A 22746-nucleotide genomic window follows, 5' to 3' on the forward strand; every position below is an offset into this window, starting at 1 on the left:
AGCCTGACATTGAAAACACCTAGAAGTATTTCCCTAAAATCAGCTATATTTCAACACTTTTGTTTATTTTCAATATGAAAAGTTCTTACAAATTCATGGTGGAGGCATCGTTCTAATCGGCTTAAAACTAATCCCATTACTTTCAAATGTATTGAAGTAAGGAGAGTAACGTCATTACTGACAAAGTCTAATTTAATTTACTAATCTAGTAAATTTATTCTTTTAGATAACTAGGTATTTAAATATAGTACTACTAATTTATTTATTTAAAATTACAAATCTATTGGTAGCTTTTTGGTAGCTAAACAGACAAATTTTATAATGTTTATCAAAGTGAACATAAAAAGAATGTTGATTTGTCAGCATTCTTTTTTATTTCAAATGTATTCTCGGAATTAGAACTTGGGGGTTATTAAACTCTTGATTTTTTCAACAAGCTATGGTATTCTTTTGTTAGTTAATAAACTTACAAAAAGGAGAACAAATGTTTTCACCTACTAAATTAAAAGAAAAAAGAGAAAGTCAAGGGTTATCGCAATCACAACTTGCATCCAGTTTGGGAATCAGTAGAGTCTCATACTTTAATTGGGAATCAGGTAAAACAAAACCGAATCAAAATAATCTAAGTAAGTTGAGCCAGATTTTAACTGTCGACCCTTGCTATTTTGAATCAGAGTATGAAATAGTTGAAACTTATCTCAAACTAACGGAAAAGAATCAAAAAGCGACACTTCATTATGCTACAGAATTGTTGAACAAACAGAATGAGAAGGTTGTAGACATTCCTGAGCGTTTTGCTTATAAGGTCTACGAAAAATTATCAGCTGGTACAGGAACAGCTTATTTTGATGATGGTAATTACGATACAGTTTACTTTAATCATCAATTTGATTATGACTTTGCATCATGGGTGTTTGGTAATTCGATGGAACCAACATATGAAAATGGTTCTGTAGCCCTTATTAAGCAAACAGGATTTGATTATGATGGAGCTATCTATGCCATAGATTGGGATGGTCAAACCTATATCAAGAAAGTGTATCGTGAAGAAAATGGGCTACGTTTAGTTTCACTCAATCGGAACTATTCAGATAAGTTTGCGCCTTATGATGAGAATCCTCGTATCATAGGGAAAATTGTTGGAAACTTTATGCCTTTAGAGGATTGAGTATGACTTGGTTTGATTATAGTCTCGAACCTAAAAGCGATATTGCCTTTATTGATATGAAATCTTTTTACGCAAGTGTGGAGTGTGTAGATAGAGGCCTGCATCCACTTAAGACTTCACTTTGTGTTATGAGTCGAGCAGATAATTCTGCTGGGTTAATCCTTGCTTCCTCTCCTATGTTTAAGAAGGTATTTGGGAAATCAAATGTTGGACGTTCCTATGATTTACCATTTGATGTAAAGACTAGAAAGTTCTCTTACTATAATGCTAGAAAACAAGGTTTGCCGACAACGATAGACTATGTCCGTTATATAGAGGACTGGGCAAAATCAACAGTGATTGTTCCTCCGAGAATGGATACTTATATTGCAGTCAATATGGAGATTCAAAAAATCTTTCAAGATTTTGCAGCACCAGAAGATATTTATCCCTACTCAATTGATGAAGGATTTATAGATTTAACCAGTTCATTAAATTATTTTGTGCCTGATAAAAGTATTAGTCGAAAAGATAAGTTAGACATCATCTCAGCTGCTATTCAAAAAAAGATTTGGAGAAAAACAGGAATCTATTCAACGGTAGGTATGTCTAATGCCAATCCCTTATTAGCTAAGTTAGCACTTGATAATGAGGCTAAAAAAACTCCGACAATGAGAGCCAATTGGTCCTATGAAGATATTGAAAAGAAAGTATGGTCTATCCCTAAAATGACAGATTTCTGGGGAATTGGGAATCGGATGGAGAAGAGATTACATAGTTTAGGCATCTTTTCGATTAAAGAATTGGCTAAGGCTAATCCTGACTTGATTAAAAAAGAGCTTGGGATTATGGGACTAGAGTTATGGTTTCATGCTAATGGGATTGATGAAAGTAATGTTCATAAACCTTATAAGCCAAAGTCAAAAGGGATAGGGAACTCTCAAGTTTTACCTAGAGATTATGTCAAACAAAGAGATATTGAGATCATACTTCGTGAGATGGCAGAACAAGTTGCTGTTAGATTGAGAAGAGCTGGTAAGAAAGCAACTGTGGTTTCTATACACTTAGGGTATTCTAAAGTGGAACAGAAACGATCTATTCATACTCAAATGAAGATTGAACCAACTAATCAAACAGCACTACTGACAAACTATGTTTTAAAGTTAATTCACACTAAATATACTTCAGGAGCTATCAGAAGTGTTGCAGTGAGCTATTCAGGTTTAGTAGATGAATCATTTGGATTGATTTCATTATTTGATGATGTTGAGAAAATAGAAAAAGAAGAAAGGCTCCAGTCCGCAATCGATGCTATTCGAACAGAATTTGGTTTTACTTCACTATTGAAAGGGAATGCCTTGGATCAAGCTTCTAGAACAATCGCAAGAAGTAAACTCATTGGTGGTCATTCAGCTGGAGGATTAGATGGACTAAAATGATGAATCGTTCTTATTTACCTTTTTTGTCTGCAAGAGAGTATCAAGACCGTGGGATGGCTAAGTGGATGGGATTCTTTTTGTCAGAACATTCCAGTTCTCTTTGGGAAGAAAAAAATAGAGAAGACATCTCCATTTTCCTATCAATGGAAGAGAAAGTTCTATTTGTTCGTCAACTTTATACGAATGTATTCCCAGCAACTTTTGTTTGTAAGCTCTCAAATAGAAGAAAAGTAGTATCGGGTATTGTTAAAGAGATTGGGAGAGAGTCTATATCCATTAAATCAGACTCTGGTTTTCTTCGATTAAGATGGGGAGATATACTCGATATACAGATAGAAGGGGTAGATTTATATGAATCGTAAAGAATTATATGATGATAAATTACAGCTAGATTATTTTTCTGATTCTTATTTAAGGTTTGAGTCAGATTTTTACAAGTATTCTGCTTTAGATATACCATTAACATTTATCACTGATGATATTTTACGCACCATGGCTATGTCTCAGAAACATTATTTTAAATTAAACAAAAGCAAATCTTTAGACAATCGTGATCATTACTTTGTTTTTTCTATCAAGATGAACAAAGATAGTAGTGGGATTAGGCAGTATGAATATCAGAGACATTGTTTTAATTTGTAAGAGTCCGATAGGGCTCTTTTTTCTGTGATAATTTTATCAAAAAGTATTTGTTATACTTTTTTTAATTTAGATTTATCTTGGGGGTTTGGGGGCGTGCCACCACATTTTCATATCGTTTGTTTTTTAAACCGTGAGGTTTGAAATGGCAGGCGATATGATTTTTGGGATATTGTGGACACAATATCTGAGCTCGCAAAGACCGAACAAGAAGCAAGTGAGGTCTTTAGGAAGCGTACTGACAATGTGAGGTAGACTTACACTGTCAGACAAGTAGAATGTTGAAGGGATATCAGAATGGGACAAGAAATTAAGTCAATCCGAAAGCAATTTAGAATCACGAGACAAGAAGAAAAACAGATAAAAGAAATGATGAGGGAACAAAAAGTGGATAGTTTCTCAGAATTTCTTCGTCAAAATTTATTGAAAAAGAATTATCAGGATAGAATTTTTGAAAGTTGGTTCTCCCTTTGGCAGTCTCAAAAGTTTGAACAGATTAGTCGAGATGTGTATGAAGTTCTGGTTATCGCAAGAGAAAATCATCAAGTGACTCAAGAGCACGTCTCAATCTTATTGACTTGCGTTCAAGAATTGATTGCAGAAGTGAATCAAATGCAGCCACTCAGTCGTGAGTTCCGTGAAAAATATATGGGTTAGGAGGATGTAATGGTTTATCGCTATCGTACTAATCTCAAAAAAGTATTTCTAACTGATCCAGAATTACACCAATTGAATGAACGGATTGCTAAGAGCAATTGTCAAAATTTCTCAGTCTATGCCAGAAAAGTTTTACTTAATCCCAATATGTCATTTGTCACGATTAACACTGATACTTATGACCAGTTAGTTTTTGAATTGAGACGGATTGGAAATAACATAAATCAAATTGCGCGTGCGATTAATCAAAGCCATCTGATTTCTCAGGACCAATTACAAGAATTGAGTAAAGGAGTCGGAGAGTTAATTAAGGAAGTGGACAAAGAATTTCAAGTGGAGGTGAAAAGACTGAAGGAGTTTCATGGTAGTTACTAAACACTTTGCGACGCACGGAAAAAAATATCGTAGGCGTTTAATTAAGTATATTCTCAACCCTGATAAAACGGACAATTTGAAATTGGTATCTGATTTTGGCATGAGCAATTACTTGGACTTCCCTAGTCATGCAGAAATGGTAGAGATGTACAATGTCAACTTCACCAATAATGACAAGTTGTACGAATCCAGAAACGACCGACAAGAAAAACACCAACAAACTATTCATGCTCATCACCTCATTCAATCATTTTCTCCTGAAGATAATCTGACACCTGAAGAAATTAACTGCATTGGTTATGAGACCATGATGGAATTGACAGGAGGTCGCTTTAAGTTTATCGTAGCGACTCATACAGACAAAGATCATACCCACAACCATATCTTAATCAATGCCATAGACAGTAATTCAGATAAAAAATTGATATGGAATTATGCCTTAGAACGAAATTTACGTATGATTTCAGACCGTATTTCTAGAATGGCGGGGGCAAAAATTATTGAAAAGCGTTTCTCTTACCGTGACTATCAAAAATATAGGCAGTCTAGTCATAAATTTGAATTGAAACAACGTCTTTATTTTTTGATGCAGCAGTCAAGGTCCTTTGATGATTTTTTAGAAAAAGCGGTGCAGTTACATGTTCATATTGATTTTAGTCAGAAGCATAGTCGATTCATGATGACAGATCGAGCAATGACAAAACGAATTCGAGGACGCCAACTCAGCAAGCGAGATTTATATGATGAAAAATTTTTTAGAATGAATTTTGCTAAGCAAGAGATTGAAAGTCGTTTAGAATTTTTGTTGAACCGTGTCAATTCTTTAGAAGATTTAATAACAAAAGCAAAAGAATTGAATCTAACCATTGACTTAAAACAAAAAAATGTAACTTTTATCCTGGAAGAAGATAATCAAAAGATAAGTTTGGGTCATCAAAAAATAAGTGATAAGAAATTATATGATGTCAAATTTTTTCAAGATTATTTTAAAAATAAGGAAGTCATTGCTTCAGAAGGATTAGAGAATTTACAGGAACAGTACCATGCTTTCCAAGAAGAACGAGATAAGGATAAAGTATCCACTGAAGAGATTGAGGAAGCCTTTGAGACATTTAAGGAAAAACGAGATACCGTTCGTGAATTTGAAGTGGAACTTGCAGAGAACCAAATAGAGAAGCTAGTTGATGAGGGCATTTATATCAAAGTGTCTTTTGGTATTAAGCAGAGTGGTCTCATTTTCATTCCCAATTATCAATTAGATATTCTGGAAGAAGAGAATCAAACAAAATATAAAATCTTTATACGTGAGACAACCTCATACTTTGTCTATAACAAAGAACATTCGGATAAGAATCAGTATGTCAAAGGACGAACATTGATAAGACAGCTAACCAACGATAGTCGAGTAATACCATACAGAAGACCTACAGTTAAGAGTCTACAGGAAAAGATTACTGAGATTAACCTCTTCATTGAATTAACTGAAGCAGATAAGAAATACCAAGACATTAAAGACGAGTTAGTAAAAGAAATAGCAGAGATAGATATAAAACTAAATCAAATTAATGAAAAAATCGCCAACTTAAATAAGATGGCGGAAGTGCTTATCAATTTGAAGAGTGATGATGTGAGCAGTCGAAAGCTTGCAAGATATGACTTTTCAAAATTAAATTTGCCAGAATCAATTACAGTAGAACAAGTAAGCGAAGAAATAAGAGCGTTTCAAAAGGAGCTAGATCATTATCTCTATGAGTATGAGAGCTTAATAAAAAATTTAGAAATGTTTGTAAAAGTACTGAATGATAAGGATTTTGATAAAAAAATTAGTATAGAAATACTTTTGGAATAATAAGAACTAATCCTATGGTGGTTAAAGATTAACTACCTTTATGCTATTGATTAATATATTTGTCATAGTGCTCTTGGTACTGTGCTTTTATATTATGTTCTCCTAGAATTTCAAATACCTGAAGTGCTTGTTTCATCTTTTCGATTCCGTTCGCAGGATTGCACTTAAATTCAAAGTATCCACATGTATATAAGAAGACGGTTTGTTCATAATAGTTTAATTCATTATTTAGTAATTTTTTTATTTCTTTGATTAGAAAACTACAATTTTGAAATTCTTCTTTATCAATACTAACAATTAGGCAATTGATTGCCAATTGTGTAACAAGCCGTTTATTTGTCTTATTTAATGTTGAATAGATATAATTTTTTAACATTTCTATAGTTAGTAGGAAGTAGGAGTTATATTTAATTGTTCTTACACAGTTACCTAATAGGATAATTTCATAGTAACCCCAGTTTTCAACTTTAAAAAGATAATCTGTTAGCTGTAATAACTCCTCATCCGAGGGGAGAAAATTTTTATTTGTTGTATAGAGAATCGATTTTACCATTGTCTTTTCATAAGGACCCAAGTTATAACTTGAAGAGTTTGATAGTAATTCAATAATACTATCAAAATTTTTTGTGGAGTAGTGCTTTCGAATATATTGCACCAAGTTAGCGAATGATCCAGTTTTAGTAGAATTATTGTCATGAAGAATAATAAATTCATCCAAAGTTATATGTAATTTATCTAAAATATTGATTAGTCGAATACAAGATATTTCTGATTCTCCCCGTTCAAATCTAGAGATTTGAGATTTAGATAAATTACTATCAGCAATTGAAGATAAACTTATTTTCTTTCCTTTTCGAATTTTTCTGAGTGTTATACCAAGTTTTGATTTCATAATTTTCCCGTTTTCCCAACAAAAAAGTAATTGATTCTTATTTATTGTACAATAAATAAAAACTGAAAGGAAGTCTAAATATGAAGAAAATTTTAAAAAATTCCCTAATTTTATTGTTGGTTATGGATATTATTATTGTCGGTGGATAAAATGTTTAGGTGTACACCTAAGTCTTTAGATATCATCTAAAGACCTAGTACTGGTTGGAGGACACGATGAAAGATAGTATGGTTAATTATTGGTTAAATTATTTTCCGGAGTATAGTTTAGAAACGTTTGAAGTAGAATAGATATTAAGGATCTATCTTTCTCTTATTCCAAAGACTCAGCTCCTGTAATAGAAAATTTAAATTTGACTATTGAGTCAGGACAGAGAATTGCACTAGTCGGTCAACCGGGGTCAGGAAAAAGTACGTTATCAAAAATACCATCAGAATTATATAAGATTGATACAGGAAAAGTTTTATTTGATGGTGTAAATATTAATCAAATAGATAAAAAAATATTAAGTCAAAATTTAGGAGTAGTTCCACAGGATTCATTTTTATTGAACAGAAGTATTGCTTGATAATAAAACTTTAAAGCACGAAGTTACTTCACAAAAGATAGAGGAAGTTTGTAAAGCAGTTCAAGTCTATGATGAAATCATAGCTATGCCGATGAAATTTAATACTATCATCTCAGAGATGGGTTCAAATATTTCAGGTGGTCAAAGACAATGGATAGCACTGGCACGTGCATTAATAAATAATCTTAGTATTGTAATTTTAGATGAAGCAACTAGTACATTAGACACTATTAATGAGGAAAGAATAACAAAGTATATAAAAAGTCAGGGCTGTACTCAAATAATTGTAGCTCATAGATTGTCAACGATTAAGGATGCGAATATTATTTTTGTAATGAAAGGTGGTAAGATTGTTGAGTCAGGAAATCATAAGTACTTAATGGCTCTTGGTGGAGAGTACTACAGCTTATATACAAAAAGGAAATGAGGTGTACAGAAAATGAAGAAAGAAAATGAATATGTAATTTCAACAGCAGCCTTACTAGGGGTGATAATTGGAATAGTGTTTGCTATTTTTTTAGATTTTCCAGTTGAATATGGTATTTCTTTAGGATTGTTGAATGGAATAGTATTGGGTTCGCTGATTTCTTACAAAAACAATAAAAATTAAGCATAATTTTTTGCTGTAAACTAAGGAGTAGAGATGGCTATAGTTGAAATTATAAATCTAACAAAAAGCTTTAAAGATATTGAAGTTATTCATAACACTTAAATAATAGAGCGACTACATTAGTAGCTTAAAGACATGATTAAACCGCTATTCTTAGGAGTAGTGGTTTTTCTTTTTGTTTAAAAAGGGGCAAAAAAGGGGGCGAGTAAGTAATTTTCTAACTGTTTAACTCAACCAAAAAATCCCCAATCAAAGCGATTGAGGATTGAGCAAATAAATCTTAAACAATACCTTGTGCGATCATAGCATTTGCTACATTTTCAAAGGCAGCAATGTTTGCTCCTGCAAGGTAGTCTTTATCAAGACCGTATGTTTCTGAAGTTGTTTTAGCTGTGTTGAAGATGTTTGTCATGATGTCTTTGAGACGTCCATCAACTTCTTCACGAGTCCATGAGAGACGAAGACTGTTTTGGCTCATTTCAAGGGCTGAAACGGCTACACCACCAGCGTTGGCAGCTTTGGCAGGTCCATAGAAGATACCATTTTCTTTGTAAACTTTGATGGCATCAAGGTCGCTTGGCATGTTGGCACCTTCAGATACACAGATAACGCCTTGAGCAACCAAACGTTTAGCTGCTTCACCGTTGATTTCGTTTTGAGTCGCACATGGAAGAGCGATGTCATAGTTTCCAGCATAAGTCCATACAGAACCTTCGTGGTAGGTTGCAGTTGCTTTCTCAGCTGCATACTCAGTCAAACGAGCGCGACGTTTTTCTTTAACATCAACTAAAAGATCGAAGTCGATACCATTTTCATCGATGACATAACCATTTGAGTCAGATACAGAGATAACAGTTGCACCAAGTTCAGTCGCTTTTTGAAGAGCGTATTGAGCAACGTTACCAGAACCTGAAATGACCACTTTCTTACCAGCAAAGCTGTTACCGTTAGCTTTAAGCATTTCTTCAGTGTAGTAAACCAAACCGTAACCAGTTGCTTCTGGACGAATCAAACTACCACCAAATCCAAGAGGTTTACCAGTCAAGACACCAGCATCAAATTGGTTAAGACGCTTGTATTGACCATAAAGGTAACCAATCTCACGTCCACCAACACCGATATCACCAGCAGGTACGTCAAGTGATGGGCCGATGTATTTTTGCAATTCAGTCATGAAGCTTTGGCAGAAGCGCATCACTTCAGCATCTGTTTTACCTTTAGGATCGAAGTCTGATCCACCTTTACCTCCACCGATAGGAAGTCCAGTCAAGACGTTTTTAAAGATTTGTTCAAATCCGAGGAATTTCAAAATCCCTTGGTTTACAGTTGGGTGGAAACGAAGTCCGCCTTTGTATGGTCCAACAGCTGAGTTGAATTGAACACGGTAGCCGCGGTTTACTTGAACTTTTCCATCACGGTCAACCCAAGGAACACGGAAAGAAATCACGCGCTCTGGTTCAGTAATACGTGCCAAGATATTTTCTTCGATATACTCAGGGTGTTTTTCAAATACAGGTTCCAAAGTGTTGAAAAATTCTTCAACAGCTTGGAGGAACTCAGCCTCGTGCCCGTTACGAGCTTTTACAGTTTCAAACACGCTTTGGATATATTCTTTAGCAGATGTCATATCGTTCTCCTTAAATTCTAATTTAATTATGTGAGTCATTATAGCAGAATTTTTTTTTACTGTAAAGAAAAAAACAGAAATTTTCTAAAAATTCTATCAATTTAGTTTTGACATTTAGTTTTGAGGCTTTTTGGAAATAGATAAAAAACGAACGTTTTTCTTATAAATGCCTTTCTTAAAGAGAAAATCTGAAAATGTGGTATAATATTAGCAATAAAAGGAATCTGGAGGATCAGAATCATGGTATCAACGAAAACGCAAATTGCTGGTTTTGAGTTTGACAATTGTTTGATGAATGCGGCAGGTGTGGCTTGTATGACGATAGCAGAGTTAGAAGGCGTTAAAAACTCAGCAGCAGGAACCTTTGTCACGAAGACAGCGACCTTGGACTTTCGTCAGGGAAATCCTGAGCCACGCTATCAAGATGTTCCACTTGGTTCCATCAACTCTATGGGCTTGCCAAATAATGGCTTAGATTATTACCTAAACTATCTTCTGGAATTACAAGAAAAGGAACCGAATCGTACCTTCTTTCTATCCTTAGTTGGAATGTCTCCAGAGGAAACCCATACTATCTTGAAAAAAGTCCAAGAGAGTGAGTTTCGTGGTCTGACTGAGCTAAATCTTTCCTGTCCAAATGTTCCAGGTAAACCTCAGATTGCCTATGATTTTGAGACAACTGACCGAATTTTGGCAGAAGTATTTGCCTACTTTACCAAACCTCTTGGGATTAAATTACCACCTTATTTTGACATTGTTCACTTTGACCAAGCGGCAGCTATTTTCAATAAATATCCGCTCAAGTTTGTCAACTGTGTTAACTCGATTGGGAACGGCCTTTATATAGAAGATGAATCTGTCGTTATTCGACCTAAGAATGGTTTTGGTGGGATTGGTGGGGAGTACATCAAACCGACTGCTCTAGCCAATGTTCATGCTTTTTATCAACGTCTCAATCCTCAAATCCAAATCATTGGAACAGGTGGTGTTCTGACTGGTCGAGATGCTTTTGAACACATCCTCTGTGGTGCTAGTATGGTACAGGTGGGAACCACCCTTCACAAAGAAGGTGTTGGTGCCTTCGAACGTATTACCAATGAACTGAAAGCAATCATGTCGGAAAAAGGGTATGAGAGCTTAGAAGATTTCCGTGGGAAATTGCGCTACATTGACTAAATTAAATCGAAAAATCAGAAGAAAGGAGAGAAGATGCTAGCTATTGAAGAAAGCCAGAAGTTGACTTTATCAAATTTACCTAGTCTGAGCCTATTTACAGGGACAGACCAGGGTCAGTTTGAAGTGATGAAGAGTCAAGTGTTGAAACAGATTGGCTATGATTCTGCTGACCTCAACTTTGCCTACTTTGATATGAAAGAAGTGGTTTATAAGGATGTAGAACTGGAGTTGGTCAGCCTTCCTTTCTTTGCGGATGAGAAAATCGTGATATTAGACCATTTTGTCGATATCACAACAGCCAAGAAACGCTTTTTAACAGATGCTGAGCTCAAGTCGTTTGAGGAATACCTTGACAATCCTTCACCAATAACTAAGTTGTTAATCTTTGCAGAAGGAAAGCTGGATAGTAAAAGACGGTTGGTTAAATTACTGAAGCGTGATGCCAAGGTCTTTGATGCAGTAGAAGCCAAAGAACAAGAATTGCGCCAGTATTTTCAAAAGTGGAGTCAGAAACAAGGTCTGCAGTTTGCCAATCATTCTTTTGAAAATCTCCTCATCAAGTCTGGTTTCCAATTTAGCGAAATCCAGAAAAATCTCCTCTTTTTACAGTCCTATAAAGAAGACTCTGTTATCGAGGAAGAGGATATTGTTAACGCAATTCCCAAGACCTTGCAGGACAATATTTTTGATTTAACTCAGTTTATTCTGACTAAAAAGATGGACCAGGCGCGAGATTTGGTTAGAGACTTGACATTGCAAGGGGAAGATGAAATTAAACTGATTGCAGTCATGCTAGGACAATTTCGGACTTTTACTCAGGTGAAAATTTTGGCGGAGTCTGGGCAAACAGAATCGCAGATTGCAAGTAGTTTAGGTAGTTTTCTCGGACGCAATCCAAATCCCTATCAGATTAAGTTTGCGCTTAGGGATTCGCGAGGACTTTCCTTGAGCTTTTTGAAGCAAGCTATTTCCTATTTGATTGAGACAGACTATCAGATTAAGACAGGTCTTTATGAAAAAGGTTTCCTTTTGAAAAAGGCACTCTTACAGATTGCTAGTCAGGTTAATTGACATTTTTTTGAAACTATAACCCGCGTCAGGATTATCTTGTCGTGGGTTTCTTGCTGATTTGCTTATTTTATACTCAATGAAAATCAAAGAGCAAACTAGGAAACTAGCCGTAGGTTGCTCAAAGCACTGCTTTGAGGTTGTAAATAAGGCTGACGAAGTCAGCTCAAAACATGTTTTTGAGGTTGCGGATGAAACTGACGAAGTCAGTAATTATATCTACGGCAAGGCGACGTTGACGCGGTTTGAAGAGATTTTCGAAGAGTATTATTAGAAAGTATCTCAGTGATTTCCTCATCTATAAGCAAAAAACTTGAAAAAAGTGAATGTTTGCGTTATCATTTTCATATAGAAAGAAAAAGAGGTATTACAGATGGCTATTATCTTACCAGATCTTCCATATGCATACGACGCTTTGGAACCATACATCGATGCGGAAACAATGCACTTGCACCATGACAAACACCATCAAACTTATGTCAACAATGCCAATGCAGCTCTAGAAAAACACCCTGAAATCGGTGAAGATCTTGAAGCCTTGCTTGCTGATGTAGAATCTATTCCAGCTGATATCCGTCAAGCACTTATTAACAACGGCGGTGGACACTTGAACCACGCTCTTTTCTGGGAATTGATGACTCCTGAGAAAACAGCTCCATCAGCAGAACTTGCAGCAGCAATCGATGCAACATTTGGTTCATTTGAAGAATTCCAAGCAGCCTTCACTGCAGCAGCAACAACTCGTTTCGGTTCTGGCTGGGCATGGTTGGTTGTCAACAAAGAAGGTAAACTTGAAGTGACTTCAACAGCAAACCAAGACACACCAATCTCAGAAGGTAAAAAACCAATCTTGGGCTTGGACGTTTGGGAACATGCTTACTACGTGAAATACCGCAACGTGCGTCCTGACTACATCAAAGCTTTCTTCTCAGTGATCAACTGGAACAAAGTAGATGAATTGTACGCAGCTGCTAAATAATGATATGATATATGGAGGGAAGAATTGTTCTTCTCTTTTTAAGGTTATATTATTTTGGTCTGACAAAATCGTCAGACTTTTTTCATTTTTATGAGAAACGTGCTAACTGCTAGAAATTATGGTAGAATAAAGTATTAAGTAATCGTGGAAAAAGGATATCTATGCGAAAAGAAATTGCACCTGAATTATACAACTATAACAAGTTTCCTGGTCCTGAGTTCCATTTACATGGGGACAAGGTTGAAACGGAAGGGATAGCTTTTTCCTTGGTGGAAAATATCAAGGATGCCTTTGATGTGACGGCTTTTAATCAGCGTTTTTCAGAAGTCTTAACCAAGTTTGATTATATCGTGGGAGACTGGAGCAACGAACAGCTTCGCCTACGAGGTTTTTACAAGGATGATCGAACAGAAGAAAAACTTGAAAAAATCAGTCGTTTACAAGACTACCTTTTAGAGTATTGTAGTTATGGTTGTGCCTATTTTGTCTTATCAAATGAAGCCCCTAAGCGAGCATCATTTGACAAGAAAATGCGTAAGAAGGAAGAAGAACAGCCTTCTAGAAAAGGAAAGAAACCGACTCAAACCAAACGAAAACCGAATGCAGATAAGAAAAATAGACGTCGTCAGAAAGACCAGCATTCTCAGAAAGAGGACAAGGGGCAACGTCATTTTGTCATTCGTCAGAAGTGAGTAGAGAATAAGGAGAAGAAATGAAACCGTCAATTTATAGTTTAACACGTCAAACCATGCAGGAATGGGTTTTGGAGCAGGGAGAAAAGAAATTCCGTGCAGATCAAATCTGGGAATGGCTTTACCGTAAACGTGTCCAGTCATTTGAAGAGATGACCAACCTTTCCAAGGATTTGATTGCTAAACTCAATGAACAATTTGTGGTCAATCCCTTGAAACAGCGTATCGTTCAAGAGTCTGCTGATGGTACCGTTAAATATCTTTTTGAATTGCCTGATGGTATGTTGATTGAGACAGTACTGATGCGTCAACACTACGGGCTGTCAGTCTGTGTGACCACTCAGGTCGGCTGTAATATCGGTTGTACCTTCTGTGCTTCTGGTTTGATTAAGAAACAACGTGACCTCAATAACGGTGAAATCGTAGCGCAAATCATGCTGGTTCAGAAATACTTTGATGAACGTGGTCAGGATGAACGCGTCAGCCATATCGTTGTCATGGGAATCGGTGAACCTTTTGATAACTACAACAATGTCTTGAATTTCGTTCGTACTATCAACGATGACAAGGGAATGGCTATCGGTGCTCGTCACATCACGGTTTCAACCTCAGGTTTGGCCCATAAAATTCGTGATTTTGCTAATGAAGGAGTTCAGGTCAATCTTGCCGTTTCCCTTCACGCACCTAACAATGAGTTGCGTTCAAGCATCATGAAGATTAACCGTGCATTTCCGATTGAAAAACTCTTTGCTGCTATTGAGTATTATATCGAAACAACAAATCGTCGTGTGACCTTTGAGTATATCATGCTCAATGAAGTTAATGACGGTGTAGAACAAGCCTTGGAATTGGCTGAATTGCTCAAGAATATCAAGAAATTGTCTTATGTAAACTTGATTCCTTATAACCCAGTTAGTGAGCATGACCAATATAGCCGTAGTCCTAAAGAGCGCGTCCTGGCCTTTTATGATACGCTTAAGAAAAAAGGGGTTAACTGTGTGGTTCGTCAAGAGCATGGTACTGATATTGATGCAGCTTGTGGACAATTGCGTTCTAATACAATGAAACGTGACCGCCAGAAAGCAGTCGCAGCAGTCAATCCTTAATGATGAAGAAGACTTATAATCGTATTTTGGTCTGGGGAGTCATTTTCTATAGTATTTGTATCGTTTACTTTTGCTTTACTCCTCAAGAACATTCTCCCGTGGGGGTGGAAACTCCAGGTATTCAGCATCTTGGACGCCTGGTTTTTCTTTTGACTCCTTTCAATTCTCTCTGGAAACTGGGTGAGGTGAGTGACATAGGACAATTATGTTGGCTTTTTCTACAAAATATCCTCAATGTCTTCTTACTTTTTCCTCTGATTTTCCAACTCCTTTATCTCCTTCCAAATTTGCGTAAGACAAGAAAAGTGATCTTTTTCAGTTTTCTTATAAGCCTAGGAATTGAGTGTACGCAGTTAGTCTTAGATTTTTTCTTTGATTTTAATCGCGTCTTTGAGATTGATGATTTGTGGACCAATACCTTGGGTGGCTATCTGGCTTGGCTTCTCTATAAACAATTACATAAAAACAAGATAAGGAATTAAAATGAGTATTTTAGAAGTTAAAAATCTGAGTCATGGTTTTGGTGACCGTGCAATTTTTGAAGATGTGTCCTTCCGCCTCCTTAAGGGAGAACATATCGGTCTGGTCGGTGCCAATGGTGAAGGAAAATCAACCTTTATGAGCATTGTGACTGGTAAAATGCTGCCAGATGAAGGAAAGGTTGAGTGGTCCAAATATGTGACTGCGGGTTACTTGGATCAACACTCAGTCCTTGCTGAAGGGCAGTCGGTGCGTGATGTGCTCCGTACAGCTTTTGATGAGCTGTTTAAAGCTGAAGCTCGTATCAATGACCTTTATATGGAAATGGCTGAAGACGGTGCGGATGTTGATGCTCTCATGGAAGAAGTTGGCGAACTGCAAGATCGTTTAGAGAGTCGTGATTTCTATACCTTGGATGCTAAGATTGACGAAGTAGCGCGTGCCCTTGGTGTCATGGACTTTGGCATGGATACAGATGTAACTTCTTTGTCAGGTGGGCAAAGAACCAAGGTGCTTTTGGCAAAACTCCTCCTTGAAAAGCCCGATATCTTGCTTTTGGACGAGCCAACCAACTACTTGGATGCTGAGCATATTGACTGGCTCAAGCGCTATCTCCAAAACTATGAGAATGCCTTTGTCCTTATTTCACACGATATTCCATTCTTGAACGATGTTATCAATATCGTCTATCATGTGGAAAATCAACAGCTGACGCGTTACTCTGGTGACTACTACCAGTTCCAAGAAGTCTATGCTATGAAGAAATCTCAGCTAGAGGCAGCCTACGAACGTCAGCAGAAAGAAATTGCGGACCTTAAGGACTTTGTTGCCCGAAACAAAGCGCGTGTTGCAACACGAAACATGGCCATGTCTCGTCAGAAGAAATTGGATAAGATGGATATTATCGAATTACAAAGTGAGAAACCAAAACCATCCTTTGATTTCAAATCAGCTCGTACGCCAGGGCGCTTTATCTTCCAAGCCAAGGATTTGCAAATTGGTTATGATCGTCCTCTGACCAAGCCTTTAAATCTTACCTTTGAACGTAATCAAAAGGTTGCTATTATCGGGGCAAATGGTATCGGGAAAACAACTCTCTTGAAGTCCCTATTGGGCATTATTCCACCAATCGCTGGAGAGGTTGAACGTGGAGACTACCTAGAACTTGGCTACTTTGAACAAGAAGTAGAAGGTGGCAATCGTCAAACACCACTAGAGGCTGTTTGGAATGCCTTTCCAGCTCTTAACCAAGCAGAAGTTCGTGCAGCCCTTGCCCGTTGTGGTTTGACAACTAAGCATATCGAAAGCCAAATTCAGGTCTTGTCAGGTGGGGAACAAGCCAAGGTTCGTTTCTGTCTCTTGATGAATCGTGAAAACAACGTTTTAGTGCTGGACGAGCCGACCAACCATTTGGATGTGGATGCCAAGGATGAACTCAAACGCGCTCTCAAAGAATACAAGGGATCTATCCTTATGGTCTGCCATGAACCAGACTTCTATGAAGGCTGGATGGACCAAATATGGGATTTTAATAATCTAACTTAAAAATGAGGACAAAAAAATACAGTACCGAATGTGGATACTGTATTTTTTGGTTTTTAAGATTTAAAATCGTAGTCTTTCACCACTTCGATGCTGTCGATTGTGATAGCAGTAGTTGGCTTGTCTTTTTCATCTTTTTCGGCTTTGGCAATTTTATCTACAACATCCATACCGTCAATCACTTGACCAAATACGGGGTGTTTGCCATCTAGACTAGGGTTTCCCCCTTCTTTATAGGCTTCGATGATTTTCTTTGGATACTTGTTTGTAGGGAGTTTAGCAGAGGTATCTGTAGAGTTTTGGTTGATGAAGAATTGGCTACCGTTGGTGTTTGGTTGACCAGTATTAGCCATAGAAAGAGCACCACGGATGTTATAGAGATAAGGAGTAATCTCGTTCTTGAAACCAGTTCCCTTATCTTTTGTCTTATCCTTGTCATGCCAGATGGACTGACCACCTGTACCGTCTCCCTTTGGATCTCCAGTTTGAACCATGAAGCCATCGATGACACGGTGGAAGGTAATGCCGTTATAGTAGCCTTCTTTGGCATGAGTGAGGAAGTTTTCAACCGCTAAAGGAGCGAGTTTAGGGAAGAGTTTGATACGGATATCTCCTTGATTTGTGTGGAGAATCACTTCAGCTTCATCTTCAGCAACTTCTTTAGATAGTTGTGGGAAATTGGCGTTTTCGTTTGTTAAAGCATCGTTTAACTCCTTGGCAGATTGGGCAGCTGCTTTGGAACTTTCTTCAGCAGCAAGACTGGAATCAACATAGTCATCACCACGCAAACTACGTTGGATGTTGCTACATCCAGCTAGAGCTACAGTGGATAGTAAAAGAAGTGTTGCTATTTTTTTCATTCTATTCCTCTCAAAAATTCATTTCTACCATTGTACCCTAAAAGGAAGGGGATTTCAAATATTAGTGACAAGACAGTTTAAGAGGAAGCTAACCAGAAAGTCGCTTGCTTAGGGGCATCAATGCCATAAGTATACTCAAAGTATTTTGGAACCAGATCTTAAGAAAGCTCGTAAAGCATCACAATTAGTAAACGTTAATTCGAAAGAATTACTATATTTTAAAAGAGCACATTTTCAAAGGATTTTTTCTTTTGCCTTCAATTCCTAATTAATCAATGAATTTAATACTAGGTCTCGAAAAGAATTATGCTTCCTCTTTCTGTCTGAGTTCAAAGAGGTCTTCTACTTTCAGATTAAAAACTTGAGCAATTTTAAGAGCCATTTCTAGCGAAGGGTTGTAACGATTATTTTCCAAGTGCAGAATTGTCTCGCGTCGCATGCCGATGCGGTCGGCTAACTCCTGCTGGGTCATGCCTGTGGACTCACGAACAGATTTGAGATTAGTAATAATCTTGCTTTCTTTGGCCATGCTTATCCTCTACGTTCCAAGATAAAATAGACAACCGCAAAGATGCAAATCAAGACAGCTATGTTAATAAATATCTGTCCCATGTAAAGAGTGAGAGACCCCATATACCCAATGATAACTGCTAGGATCATCAGTGCGCCTAGTATAAAAACAAACATCAAGCTAGCTGCCTTGGCTAAATTAGCATAAAAGCGTTCGTCCGGAGTTTCCTTGACATTTTTTAAAGAGAAAAAACCAAATATAATCACTTCAATAACGAGGCTAATTCCCAAAATCCATTCTTTAATACCAGAACTTACGCTAGGGGTCGCAACCCAAATTCCTACTGTATAAAAAATGCTTGCTGCAAACACAAGTATCGTGTAAAGCTTAGCAGACAAGTCAAAAATAATCTTTCCCTTACCTTTCTGACTCTTATGTAGCCAGCTACAAATAGCTACAATTTGACCTGTCACTGAAATACCAGTAATAACTAACTTGGGTCCCCAACTAAGATTAGAACCAAATAAAACAGTAAAATCAATAAAGAGAGCTACGGCAATCACTGCAATGAGGCCACGCATTTTTTGATTTTTTTTCATGATAGACTCCTTTTTTATTTTATAAATATATAACACTTAAATTTTATGTTATAAATATATCACATTTAAATTTAGAAAGCAAGAATTTATGTGCCAAGGTGGCAATTATTTGGAAAATCTAGATACTCTATGAATCTCTACTTTTTTCTTAGACTGTTATAAAGTCTGTCAGAATAAGCTTTGTAGGTGTAGAAGTTAGTTTTTACAGAACTAAATTATTCTCCTATTTAGAATCTATTAATTCATATTTTATAAATTAATTAGTAGATATCGTTCTTAAAATCCTTGATATTTCGTTTGGGAACGGGCTTAGGATTTAGGAGCCAAGTATTCAAATCTCGTTCAGGCGATATGAAGGGTTTGACTTGGTGGTCTTTATAAAATGTTTCTAAAAAAGGATTCATGACATTCTCTTTCTGATTTTTCTTTAAAAATATAACAAATTTCTAAAAGGTTTAAGAATTTTATAGTCTGTCAAGTTTTTTTCTTGACACCTGCCAGAAATCTGCTATAATAGAACATGTGCTAAATAGCTTAGCTATTTCACCGAAATAAAAAATAAGAAAAGAGACTTTAAAAATGGCAGTTAAAATCCGTTTGACTCGTATGGGTTCTAAGAAAAAACCTTTCTACCGTATCAACGTAGCAGATTCACGTTCACCACGTGACGGACGTTTCATCGAAACAGTTGGAACTTACAACCCACTTGTTGCTGAAAACCAAGTAACTTTGAAAGAAGACCGCGTTCTTGCATGGTTGGCTGATGGAGCTCAACCTTCAGATACAGTTCGCAACATCCTTTCAAAAGAAGGTGTATTGAAGAAATTCCACGATTCTAAATTCTCAAAATAAGTTTAAAGTAGGTTGACAGATGGATACGATTGAAAATCTCATTATTGCGATTGTGAAACCCTTGATTTCACAACCAGATGCCTTAACTATCAAGATTGAAGATACACCAGAGTTTTTGGAATATCATTTGGATCTTGATCAAAGCGATGTGGGTCGTGTAATCGGTCGTAAGGGTCGCACTATTTCTGCGATAAGAACGATTGTCTACTCTGTCCCAACTGAAGACAAAAAAGTAAGAATCGTTATTGACGAAAAATAAGAAGGGCGGGACGGATGTCTCGCTTTTTTTGTGTGGAGAAGTGTAAAATAGCATCCATCAAGTAACAGCATAATCGGGATTTGGAAGGATTTTTGAAGGGGGACTGGAAAAGAATGAACATTGATTGTATTTTAAACATAGATTGGGCAATGTACATTGATTGGTTATTGCGAATTTTACAGATTTCGACTTTTATAGGTGTAATTTTAAAAATTAGTTTTCAGAATAAGGCCTATATCAATAATATCGAAATTCAGGTAATTAAACCAATCGAATTTGATTCCTTACATACGAGATTTCATCATATATATGAGTTTAAACATGATGAAAATGATAAACATTATAACCATTTGATTTTTTATCCAAAGGAAGTTGATATTGAAATTATAGAATTTTATTCTTTAATCTATGATTCAAAAAGTAATCGTTTAGTTGATAATGATAAACTGCATACAGTTAAAAATTTAAAGAATTATACATGCTTATTGATTCATACAAATTTACCAGAGAATATGCCTAGTTTAAGAATGAAATGGAAAACAAGTCAGGGTGAAATTGGCGAGTATACATTTTATAGTAATATGTATAATGGGAATGTGAATATCTCATCTTTCAAATATAAATTAACATTAAAGAGGAAACTATTAGCACTTTTTGGACTATAGCGACCCCTCTATGTATCTTCCTCCAACTTGAGAAAATCCTTGGAACGTGTTAAAATAAAGGATAAGGATTTTTAATAATTCATTATATAGAACGAGTGGATTTCTTTATGAAGAGGATTGAAGTATCTACAGAAATTGGTAGTCTCTCTGTTACTTATCAAAAGCAAAAGAAAATGCTAGTTTGTTTAAGTGGCGCAGGTTTGCTACCAAGTTATGAAAATTTTTCACTTATACTTGAAAAACTTCCTCCTACAATTGGTTATTTGACTATTGATTTTCCGAACACAGGTAGGAGTCCGATGAATGACCAAGCTGGAAAAAATCTGGATAATCTTGCAGATGCAGTTTATGAAGTACTTGAAGAATTGGCGATTTCTGAATATATACTTTGTGTACATAGTTTGAGTGGAATTTTAGCTTGTAAATTGCTCAAGAAACCAATTAAGTGTCAGGCTTTAGTAGCAATTGAACCGACAACTAAAAACGTCATGTTTGCTGATTTTTCAGAAAATTCTTATCCAGAAATGGAAGAGCAGATGAGGCTGATTGACGAGTGTGGTCCTGAACTTTATTTTAAGAACTTAACTCAAGCAACATTTAGACCTGAAATTAATAAAGAAATCTGGGAAATAATGCAGGGAAAAGGCTCAGAGTTGGAAAATCAAGATCCAGGATTTCAAATATCTGGAGAGATTACTGAGGAAGATTTTGAGAATTTGTCGATAGAAACTTGTACCCCTGTATTTATTTTTTGTCAGCCTTATAGAGAAAAAGAGTACAGAGAATCAGAATATTGGACTTCCAATACTAAACTCATTTTAGGAGGGAATCACCATTATTTACAATGGTCAGAATCAGAAAAAATTGCGACTATTATTCGAGAATTGTTAGAATAAGATGGATAGAAATAAAGTACAGGAGACAAGATGAACTACTTTAATGTTGGGAAAATCGTCAATACGCAAGGATTGCAGGGTGAGATGCGAGTCTTGTCTGTGACGGATTTTGCAGAAGAACGGTTTAAAAAAGGTACTGAGCTGGCTTTGTTTGATGAAAAAGATCAGTTTGTTCAAACAGTGACCATCGCTAGCCACCGTAAACAGAAGAACTTTGACATTATTAAATTCAAAGATATGTACCATATCAACGCTATCGAAAAGTACAAGGGATACAGTCTCAAGGTTGCTGAGGAAGATTTGAATGACCTAGACGATGGTGAATTCTACTATCACGAGATTATCGGTTTGGAAGTCTATGAGGGTGATAACTTGATTGGAACCATCAAAGAAATCCTGCAACCAGGTGCTAACGATGTCTGGGTGGTCAAGCGAAAAGGCAAGCGTGATTTGCTCTTGCCTTATATCCCACCAGTGATTCTCAATGTTGATATTCCAAATAACCGAGTCGATGTGGAAATCTTAGAAGGGTTAGACGATGAAGATTGATATTTTAACCCTTTTTCCAGAGATGTTTTCTCCGCTAGAGCACTCAATCGTTGGAAAGGCTCGAGAAAAGGGGCTCTTGGATATCCAGTATCATAATTTTCGAGAAAATGCTGAAAAGGCCCGCCATGTCGACGATGAGCCCTACGGAGGCGGTCAGGGGATGTTGCTCCGAGCCCAACCCATTTTCGATGCCTTTGATGCTATTGAAAAGAAAAATCCGCGCGTCATTCTCCTCGATCCTGCTGGAAAGCAGTTTGATCAGGCTTATGCTGAGGATTTGGCTCAAGAGGAAGAGTTAATCTTTATCTGTGGGCACTATGAGGGTTATGATGAGCGTATTAAGACCTTGGTGACAGATGAGGTTTCTCTGGGAGACTATGTACTGACTGGTGGTGAGTTGGCAGCTATGACCATGATTGATGCTACGGTACGCCTGATTCCAGAAGTGATTGGCAAGGAGTCTAGCCACCAAGATGATAGTTTTTCTTCTGGGCTTCTCGAATATCCTCAGTACACACGTCCCTACGATTATCGAGGTATGGTTGTGCCAGATGTACTGATGAGTGGACACCATGAAAAGATTCGTCAGTGGCGCCTGTATGAGAGTTTAAAGAAAACCTATGAACGCAGACCGGATTTGCTTGAACATTATCAACTGACAGCAGAAGAAGAAAAAATGCTGGCAGAAATTAAAGAAAACAAAGAATAA

Annotated in this window: 30 protein-coding genes; 24 read left to right on the forward strand and 6 right to left on the reverse strand. The window is 36.7% G+C overall.

Translation table 11 applies throughout. The features are described 5' to 3' along the window. Positions 1 to 91: 91 nt before the first annotated feature. The 8 genes from SM12261_RS03620 to SM12261_RS03655 all read left to right on the forward strand — a co-directional run bounded on the left by SM12261_RS03620 (position 92) and on the right by SM12261_RS03655 (position 6106). Positions 92 to 160: a Maff2 family mobile element protein gene (locus SM12261_RS03620; RefSeq protein WP_373852502.1), complete on the forward strand. Its 69-nt coding sequence runs from the start codon at positions 92 to 94 to the stop codon at positions 158 to 160. A gap of 324 nt (positions 161 to 484) precedes the next feature. Then, a complete protein-coding gene (locus tag SM12261_RS03625) occupies positions 485 to 1168 on the forward strand; it encodes a LexA family transcriptional regulator (RefSeq protein WP_000492701.1) in 684 nt (227 codons plus the stop codon). Positions 1169 to 1170: 2 nt separating this feature from the next. Continuing rightward, a complete protein-coding gene (locus tag SM12261_RS03630) occupies positions 1171 to 2586 on the forward strand; it encodes a Y-family DNA polymerase (RefSeq protein ID WP_000219659.1) in 1416 nt (471 codons plus the stop codon). After that, a complete protein-coding gene (locus tag SM12261_RS03635) occupies positions 2583 to 2948 on the forward strand; it encodes a hypothetical protein (RefSeq protein WP_000981959.1) in 366 nt (121 codons plus the stop codon). Before SM12261_RS03630 ends, SM12261_RS03635 begins: the two co-directional genes overlap by 4 nt. Beyond that, a complete protein-coding gene (locus SM12261_RS03640) occupies positions 2938 to 3228 on the forward strand; it encodes a DUF5960 family protein (protein WP_001080187.1) in 291 nt (96 codons plus the stop codon). The genes SM12261_RS03635 and SM12261_RS03640 overlap by 11 nt, the downstream gene beginning before the upstream one ends. Positions 3229 to 3522: 294 nt before the next feature. After that, complete coding sequence (locus SM12261_RS03645) at positions 3523 to 3882, forward strand: SAG1252 family conjugative relaxosome accessory protein (RefSeq protein ID WP_000529547.1); 360 nt, start codon at positions 3523 to 3525, stop codon at positions 3880 to 3882. A 9-nt stretch (positions 3883 to 3891) separates the two neighbouring features. Beyond that, complete coding sequence (gene mobC / locus SM12261_RS03650; protein ID WP_000263039.1) at positions 3892 to 4257, forward strand: plasmid mobilization relaxosome protein MobC; 366 nt, start codon at positions 3892 to 3894, stop codon at positions 4255 to 4257. Then, positions 4244 to 6106: an SAG1250 family conjugative relaxase gene (locus SM12261_RS03655; RefSeq protein WP_000261797.1), complete on the forward strand. Its 1863-nt coding sequence runs from the start codon at positions 4244 to 4246 to the stop codon at positions 6104 to 6106. The genes mobC and SM12261_RS03655 overlap by 14 nt, the downstream gene beginning before the upstream one ends. A gap of 43 nt (positions 6107 to 6149) precedes the next feature. Here SM12261_RS03655 and SM12261_RS03660 read toward each other — a convergent pair whose 3' ends face one another. Beyond that, on the reverse strand, positions 6150 to 6998 hold the full coding sequence (locus tag SM12261_RS03660) for a helix-turn-helix domain-containing protein (RefSeq protein ID WP_000837479.1): 849 nt from the start codon (positions 6996 to 6998) through the stop codon (positions 6150 to 6152). A gap of 352 nt (positions 6999 to 7350) precedes the next feature. Here SM12261_RS03660 and SM12261_RS09675 point away from each other — a divergent pair, with 352 nt between their 5' ends. From SM12261_RS09675 to SM12261_RS09480, 3 genes are read left to right on the forward strand one after another with little or no spacing between them, the layout of a single operon-like run. Continuing rightward, entirely contained in the window at positions 7351 to 7566 is a 216-nt protein-coding gene (locus tag SM12261_RS09675) for an ATP-binding cassette domain-containing protein (RefSeq protein ID WP_265094651.1), read from the forward strand. Then, positions 7559 to 7993 (forward strand): ATP-binding cassette domain-containing protein, encoded by a 435-nt coding sequence (locus tag SM12261_RS03670; RefSeq protein ID WP_135781820.1) that lies wholly within the window; start codon positions 7559 to 7561, stop codon positions 7991 to 7993. Before SM12261_RS09675 ends, SM12261_RS03670 begins: the two co-directional genes overlap by 8 nt. A gap of 12 nt (positions 7994 to 8005) precedes the next feature. Beyond that, positions 8006 to 8176: a hypothetical protein gene (locus SM12261_RS09480; RefSeq protein WP_000711945.1), complete on the forward strand. Its 171-nt coding sequence runs from the start codon at positions 8006 to 8008 to the stop codon at positions 8174 to 8176. 280 nt (positions 8177 to 8456) lie between these two features. Here SM12261_RS09480 and gdhA read toward each other — a convergent pair whose 3' ends face one another. Further along, a complete protein-coding gene (gene gdhA, locus SM12261_RS03680; RefSeq protein ID WP_000199543.1) occupies positions 8457 to 9803 on the reverse strand; it encodes an NADP-specific glutamate dehydrogenase in 1347 nt (448 codons plus the stop codon). A 240-nt stretch (positions 9804 to 10043) separates the two neighbouring features. Here gdhA and SM12261_RS03685 point away from each other — a divergent pair, with 240 nt between their 5' ends. The 7 genes from SM12261_RS03685 to SM12261_RS03720 all read left to right on the forward strand — a co-directional run bounded on the left by SM12261_RS03685 (position 10044) and on the right by SM12261_RS03720 (position 16849). Further along, a complete protein-coding gene (locus SM12261_RS03685; protein ID WP_000255154.1) occupies positions 10044 to 10979 on the forward strand; it encodes a dihydroorotate oxidase in 936 nt (311 codons plus the stop codon). Positions 10980 to 11012: 33 nt separating this feature from the next. After that, positions 11013 to 12050: a DNA polymerase III subunit delta gene (gene holA / locus SM12261_RS03690; protein WP_135781821.1), complete on the forward strand. Its 1038-nt coding sequence runs from the start codon at positions 11013 to 11015 to the stop codon at positions 12048 to 12050. Positions 12051 to 12420: 370 nt separating this feature from the next. Then, positions 12421 to 13026, forward strand: coding sequence for a superoxide dismutase SodA (sodA, locus tag SM12261_RS03700; protein ID WP_000974733.1), 606 nt, complete (start codon positions 12421 to 12423; stop codon positions 13024 to 13026). Between the two features lie 161 nt (positions 13027 to 13187). Beyond that, positions 13188 to 13718, forward strand: a complete 531-nt coding sequence (locus SM12261_RS03705; RefSeq protein ID WP_001224347.1) for a YutD family protein — start codon at positions 13188 to 13190, stop codon at positions 13716 to 13718. 20 nt (positions 13719 to 13738) lie between these two features. Then, complete coding sequence (gene rlmN / locus SM12261_RS03710) at positions 13739 to 14824, forward strand: dual-specificity RNA methyltransferase RlmN (RefSeq protein WP_000804766.1); 1086 nt, start codon at positions 13739 to 13741, stop codon at positions 14822 to 14824. Beyond that, complete coding sequence (locus SM12261_RS03715) at positions 14824 to 15306, forward strand: VanZ family protein (RefSeq protein ID WP_000976729.1); 483 nt, start codon at positions 14824 to 14826, stop codon at positions 15304 to 15306. Before rlmN ends, SM12261_RS03715 begins: the two co-directional genes overlap by 1 nt. 1 nt (position 15307) lies before the next feature. Beyond that, entirely contained in the window at positions 15308 to 16849 is a 1542-nt protein-coding gene (locus tag SM12261_RS03720) for an ABC-F family ATP-binding cassette domain-containing protein (RefSeq protein ID WP_000025380.1), read from the forward strand. A 53-nt stretch (positions 16850 to 16902) separates the two neighbouring features. On the opposite strand, the gene SM12261_RS03725 is transcribed toward SM12261_RS03720, so the two are convergent. The 4 genes from SM12261_RS03725 to SM12261_RS09485 all read right to left on the reverse strand — a co-directional run bounded on the left by SM12261_RS03725 (position 16903) and on the right by SM12261_RS09485 (position 19220). Further along, entirely contained in the window at positions 16903 to 17706 is an 804-nt protein-coding gene (locus tag SM12261_RS03725; protein ID WP_000717398.1) for a peptidylprolyl isomerase, read from the reverse strand. A 304-nt stretch (positions 17707 to 18010) separates the two neighbouring features. After that, positions 18011 to 18235: a helix-turn-helix transcriptional regulator gene (locus SM12261_RS03730; RefSeq protein ID WP_001041099.1), complete on the reverse strand. Its 225-nt coding sequence runs from the start codon at positions 18233 to 18235 to the stop codon at positions 18011 to 18013. A gap of 2 nt (positions 18236 to 18237) precedes the next feature. Continuing rightward, positions 18238 to 18816: a hypothetical protein gene (locus tag SM12261_RS03735; RefSeq protein ID WP_000742118.1), complete on the reverse strand. Its 579-nt coding sequence runs from the start codon at positions 18814 to 18816 to the stop codon at positions 18238 to 18240. Positions 18817 to 19076: 260 nt separating this feature from the next. Then, the gene (locus SM12261_RS09485; protein WP_001067872.1) at positions 19077 to 19220 is read right to left on the reverse strand and encodes a hypothetical protein; all 144 of its coding nucleotides are present in this window, start codon (positions 19218 to 19220) and stop codon (positions 19077 to 19079) included. A gap of 175 nt (positions 19221 to 19395) precedes the next feature. Here SM12261_RS09485 and rpsP point away from each other — a divergent pair, with 175 nt between their 5' ends. From rpsP to trmD, 6 genes are all read left to right on the forward strand, one after another. Continuing rightward, positions 19396 to 19668 carry a 30S ribosomal protein S16 gene (gene rpsP / locus SM12261_RS03740; RefSeq protein WP_000268760.1) on the forward strand — a complete coding sequence of 91 codons (273 nt, stop codon included), beginning with the start codon at positions 19396 to 19398 and terminating at the stop codon, positions 19666 to 19668. 19 nt (positions 19669 to 19687) lie between these two features. Then, positions 19688 to 19927, forward strand: coding sequence for an RNA-binding protein KphA (gene kphA / locus SM12261_RS03745; RefSeq protein ID WP_000379617.1), 240 nt, complete (start codon positions 19688 to 19690; stop codon positions 19925 to 19927). 113 nt (positions 19928 to 20040) lie between these two features. Continuing rightward, complete coding sequence (locus SM12261_RS03750; protein ID WP_004239319.1) at positions 20041 to 20592, forward strand: hypothetical protein; 552 nt, start codon at positions 20041 to 20043, stop codon at positions 20590 to 20592. Positions 20593 to 20699: 107 nt separating this feature from the next. Beyond that, complete coding sequence (locus SM12261_RS03755) at positions 20700 to 21488, forward strand: alpha/beta fold hydrolase (protein ID WP_000821028.1); 789 nt, start codon at positions 20700 to 20702, stop codon at positions 21486 to 21488. Between the two features lie 30 nt (positions 21489 to 21518). Next, positions 21519 to 22037 carry a ribosome maturation factor RimM gene (rimM, locus tag SM12261_RS03760; protein ID WP_001105912.1) on the forward strand — a complete coding sequence of 173 codons (519 nt, stop codon included), beginning with the start codon at positions 21519 to 21521 and terminating at the stop codon, positions 22035 to 22037. Further along, entirely contained in the window at positions 22027 to 22746 is a 720-nt protein-coding gene (gene trmD / locus SM12261_RS03765) for a tRNA (guanosine(37)-N1)-methyltransferase TrmD (RefSeq protein WP_000686917.1), read from the forward strand. Before rimM ends, trmD begins: the two co-directional genes overlap by 11 nt.

It is taken from the genome of Streptococcus mitis NCTC 12261 (genome assembly GCF_000148585.2).
In the GTDB taxonomy this organism is placed as follows: Bacteria; Bacillota; Bacilli; order Lactobacillales; family Streptococcaceae; genus Streptococcus; species Streptococcus mitis.

What these genes read in the sequence shown, in the direction of transcription:
- SM12261_RS03630 (WP_000219659.1), top strand. Translation starts at nt 1,171, where the DNA reads ATGACTTGGTTTGATTATAGTCTCGAACCTAAAAGCGATATTGCCTTT.
- SM12261_RS09480 (WP_000711945.1), top strand. Translation starts at nt 8,006, where the DNA reads ATGAAGAAAGAAAATGAATATGTAATTTCAACAGCAGCCTTACTAGGG.
- rlmN (WP_000804766.1), top strand. Translation starts at nt 13,739, where the DNA reads ATGAAACCGTCAATTTATAGTTTAACACGTCAAACCATGCAGGAATGG.
- SM12261_RS03755 (WP_000821028.1), top strand. Translation starts at nt 20,700, where the DNA reads ATGAAGAGGATTGAAGTATCTACAGAAATTGGTAGTCTCTCTGTTACT.
- SM12261_RS03715 (WP_000976729.1), top strand. Translation starts at nt 14,824, where the DNA reads ATGATGAAGAAGACTTATAATCGTATTTTGGTCTGGGGAGTCATTTTC.
- SM12261_RS03660 (WP_000837479.1), bottom strand. Translation starts at nt 6,998, where the DNA reads ATGAAATCAAAACTTGGTATAACACTCAGAAAAATTCGAAAAGGAAAG.
- trmD (WP_000686917.1), top strand. Translation starts at nt 22,027, where the DNA reads ATGAAGATTGATATTTTAACCCTTTTTCCAGAGATGTTTTCTCCGCTA.
- SM12261_RS09485 (WP_001067872.1), bottom strand. Translation starts at nt 19,220, where the DNA reads ATGAATCCTTTTTTAGAAACATTTTATAAAGACCACCAAGTCAAACCC.
- SM12261_RS03645 (WP_000529547.1), top strand. Translation starts at nt 3,523, where the DNA reads ATGGGACAAGAAATTAAGTCAATCCGAAAGCAATTTAGAATCACGAGA.
- mobC (WP_000263039.1), top strand. Translation starts at nt 3,892, where the DNA reads ATGGTTTATCGCTATCGTACTAATCTCAAAAAAGTATTTCTAACTGAT.
- SM12261_RS03750 (WP_004239319.1), top strand. Translation starts at nt 20,041, where the DNA reads ATGAACATTGATTGTATTTTAAACATAGATTGGGCAATGTACATTGAT.
- SM12261_RS03735 (WP_000742118.1), bottom strand. Translation starts at nt 18,816, where the DNA reads ATGAAAAAAAATCAAAAAATGCGTGGCCTCATTGCAGTGATTGCCGTA.
- SM12261_RS03730 (WP_001041099.1), bottom strand. Translation starts at nt 18,235, where the DNA reads ATGGCCAAAGAAAGCAAGATTATTACTAATCTCAAATCTGTTCGTGAG.
- kphA (WP_000379617.1), top strand. Translation starts at nt 19,688, where the DNA reads ATGGATACGATTGAAAATCTCATTATTGCGATTGTGAAACCCTTGATT.
- SM12261_RS03640 (WP_001080187.1), top strand. Translation starts at nt 2,938, where the DNA reads ATGAATCGTAAAGAATTATATGATGATAAATTACAGCTAGATTATTTT.
- SM12261_RS03625 (WP_000492701.1), top strand. Translation starts at nt 485, where the DNA reads ATGTTTTCACCTACTAAATTAAAAGAAAAAAGAGAAAGTCAAGGGTTA.
- rpsP (WP_000268760.1), top strand. Translation starts at nt 19,396, where the DNA reads ATGGCAGTTAAAATCCGTTTGACTCGTATGGGTTCTAAGAAAAAACCT.
- SM12261_RS03655 (WP_000261797.1), top strand. Translation starts at nt 4,244, where the DNA reads ATGGTAGTTACTAAACACTTTGCGACGCACGGAAAAAAATATCGTAGG.
- rimM (WP_001105912.1), top strand. Translation starts at nt 21,519, where the DNA reads ATGAACTACTTTAATGTTGGGAAAATCGTCAATACGCAAGGATTGCAG.
- SM12261_RS03635 (WP_000981959.1), top strand. Translation starts at nt 2,583, where the DNA reads ATGATGAATCGTTCTTATTTACCTTTTTTGTCTGCAAGAGAGTATCAA.
- sodA (WP_000974733.1), top strand. Translation starts at nt 12,421, where the DNA reads ATGGCTATTATCTTACCAGATCTTCCATATGCATACGACGCTTTGGAA.
- SM12261_RS03705 (WP_001224347.1), top strand. Translation starts at nt 13,188, where the DNA reads ATGCGAAAAGAAATTGCACCTGAATTATACAACTATAACAAGTTTCCT.
- SM12261_RS03720 (WP_000025380.1), top strand. Translation starts at nt 15,308, where the DNA reads ATGAGTATTTTAGAAGTTAAAAATCTGAGTCATGGTTTTGGTGACCGT.
- holA (WP_135781821.1), top strand. Translation starts at nt 11,013, where the DNA reads ATGCTAGCTATTGAAGAAAGCCAGAAGTTGACTTTATCAAATTTACCT.
- gdhA (WP_000199543.1), bottom strand. Translation starts at nt 9,803, where the DNA reads ATGACATCTGCTAAAGAATATATCCAAAGCGTGTTTGAAACTGTAAAA.
- SM12261_RS03725 (WP_000717398.1), bottom strand. Translation starts at nt 17,706, where the DNA reads ATGAAAAAAATAGCAACACTTCTTTTACTATCCACTGTAGCTCTAGCT.
- SM12261_RS03685 (WP_000255154.1), top strand. Translation starts at nt 10,044, where the DNA reads ATGGTATCAACGAAAACGCAAATTGCTGGTTTTGAGTTTGACAATTGT.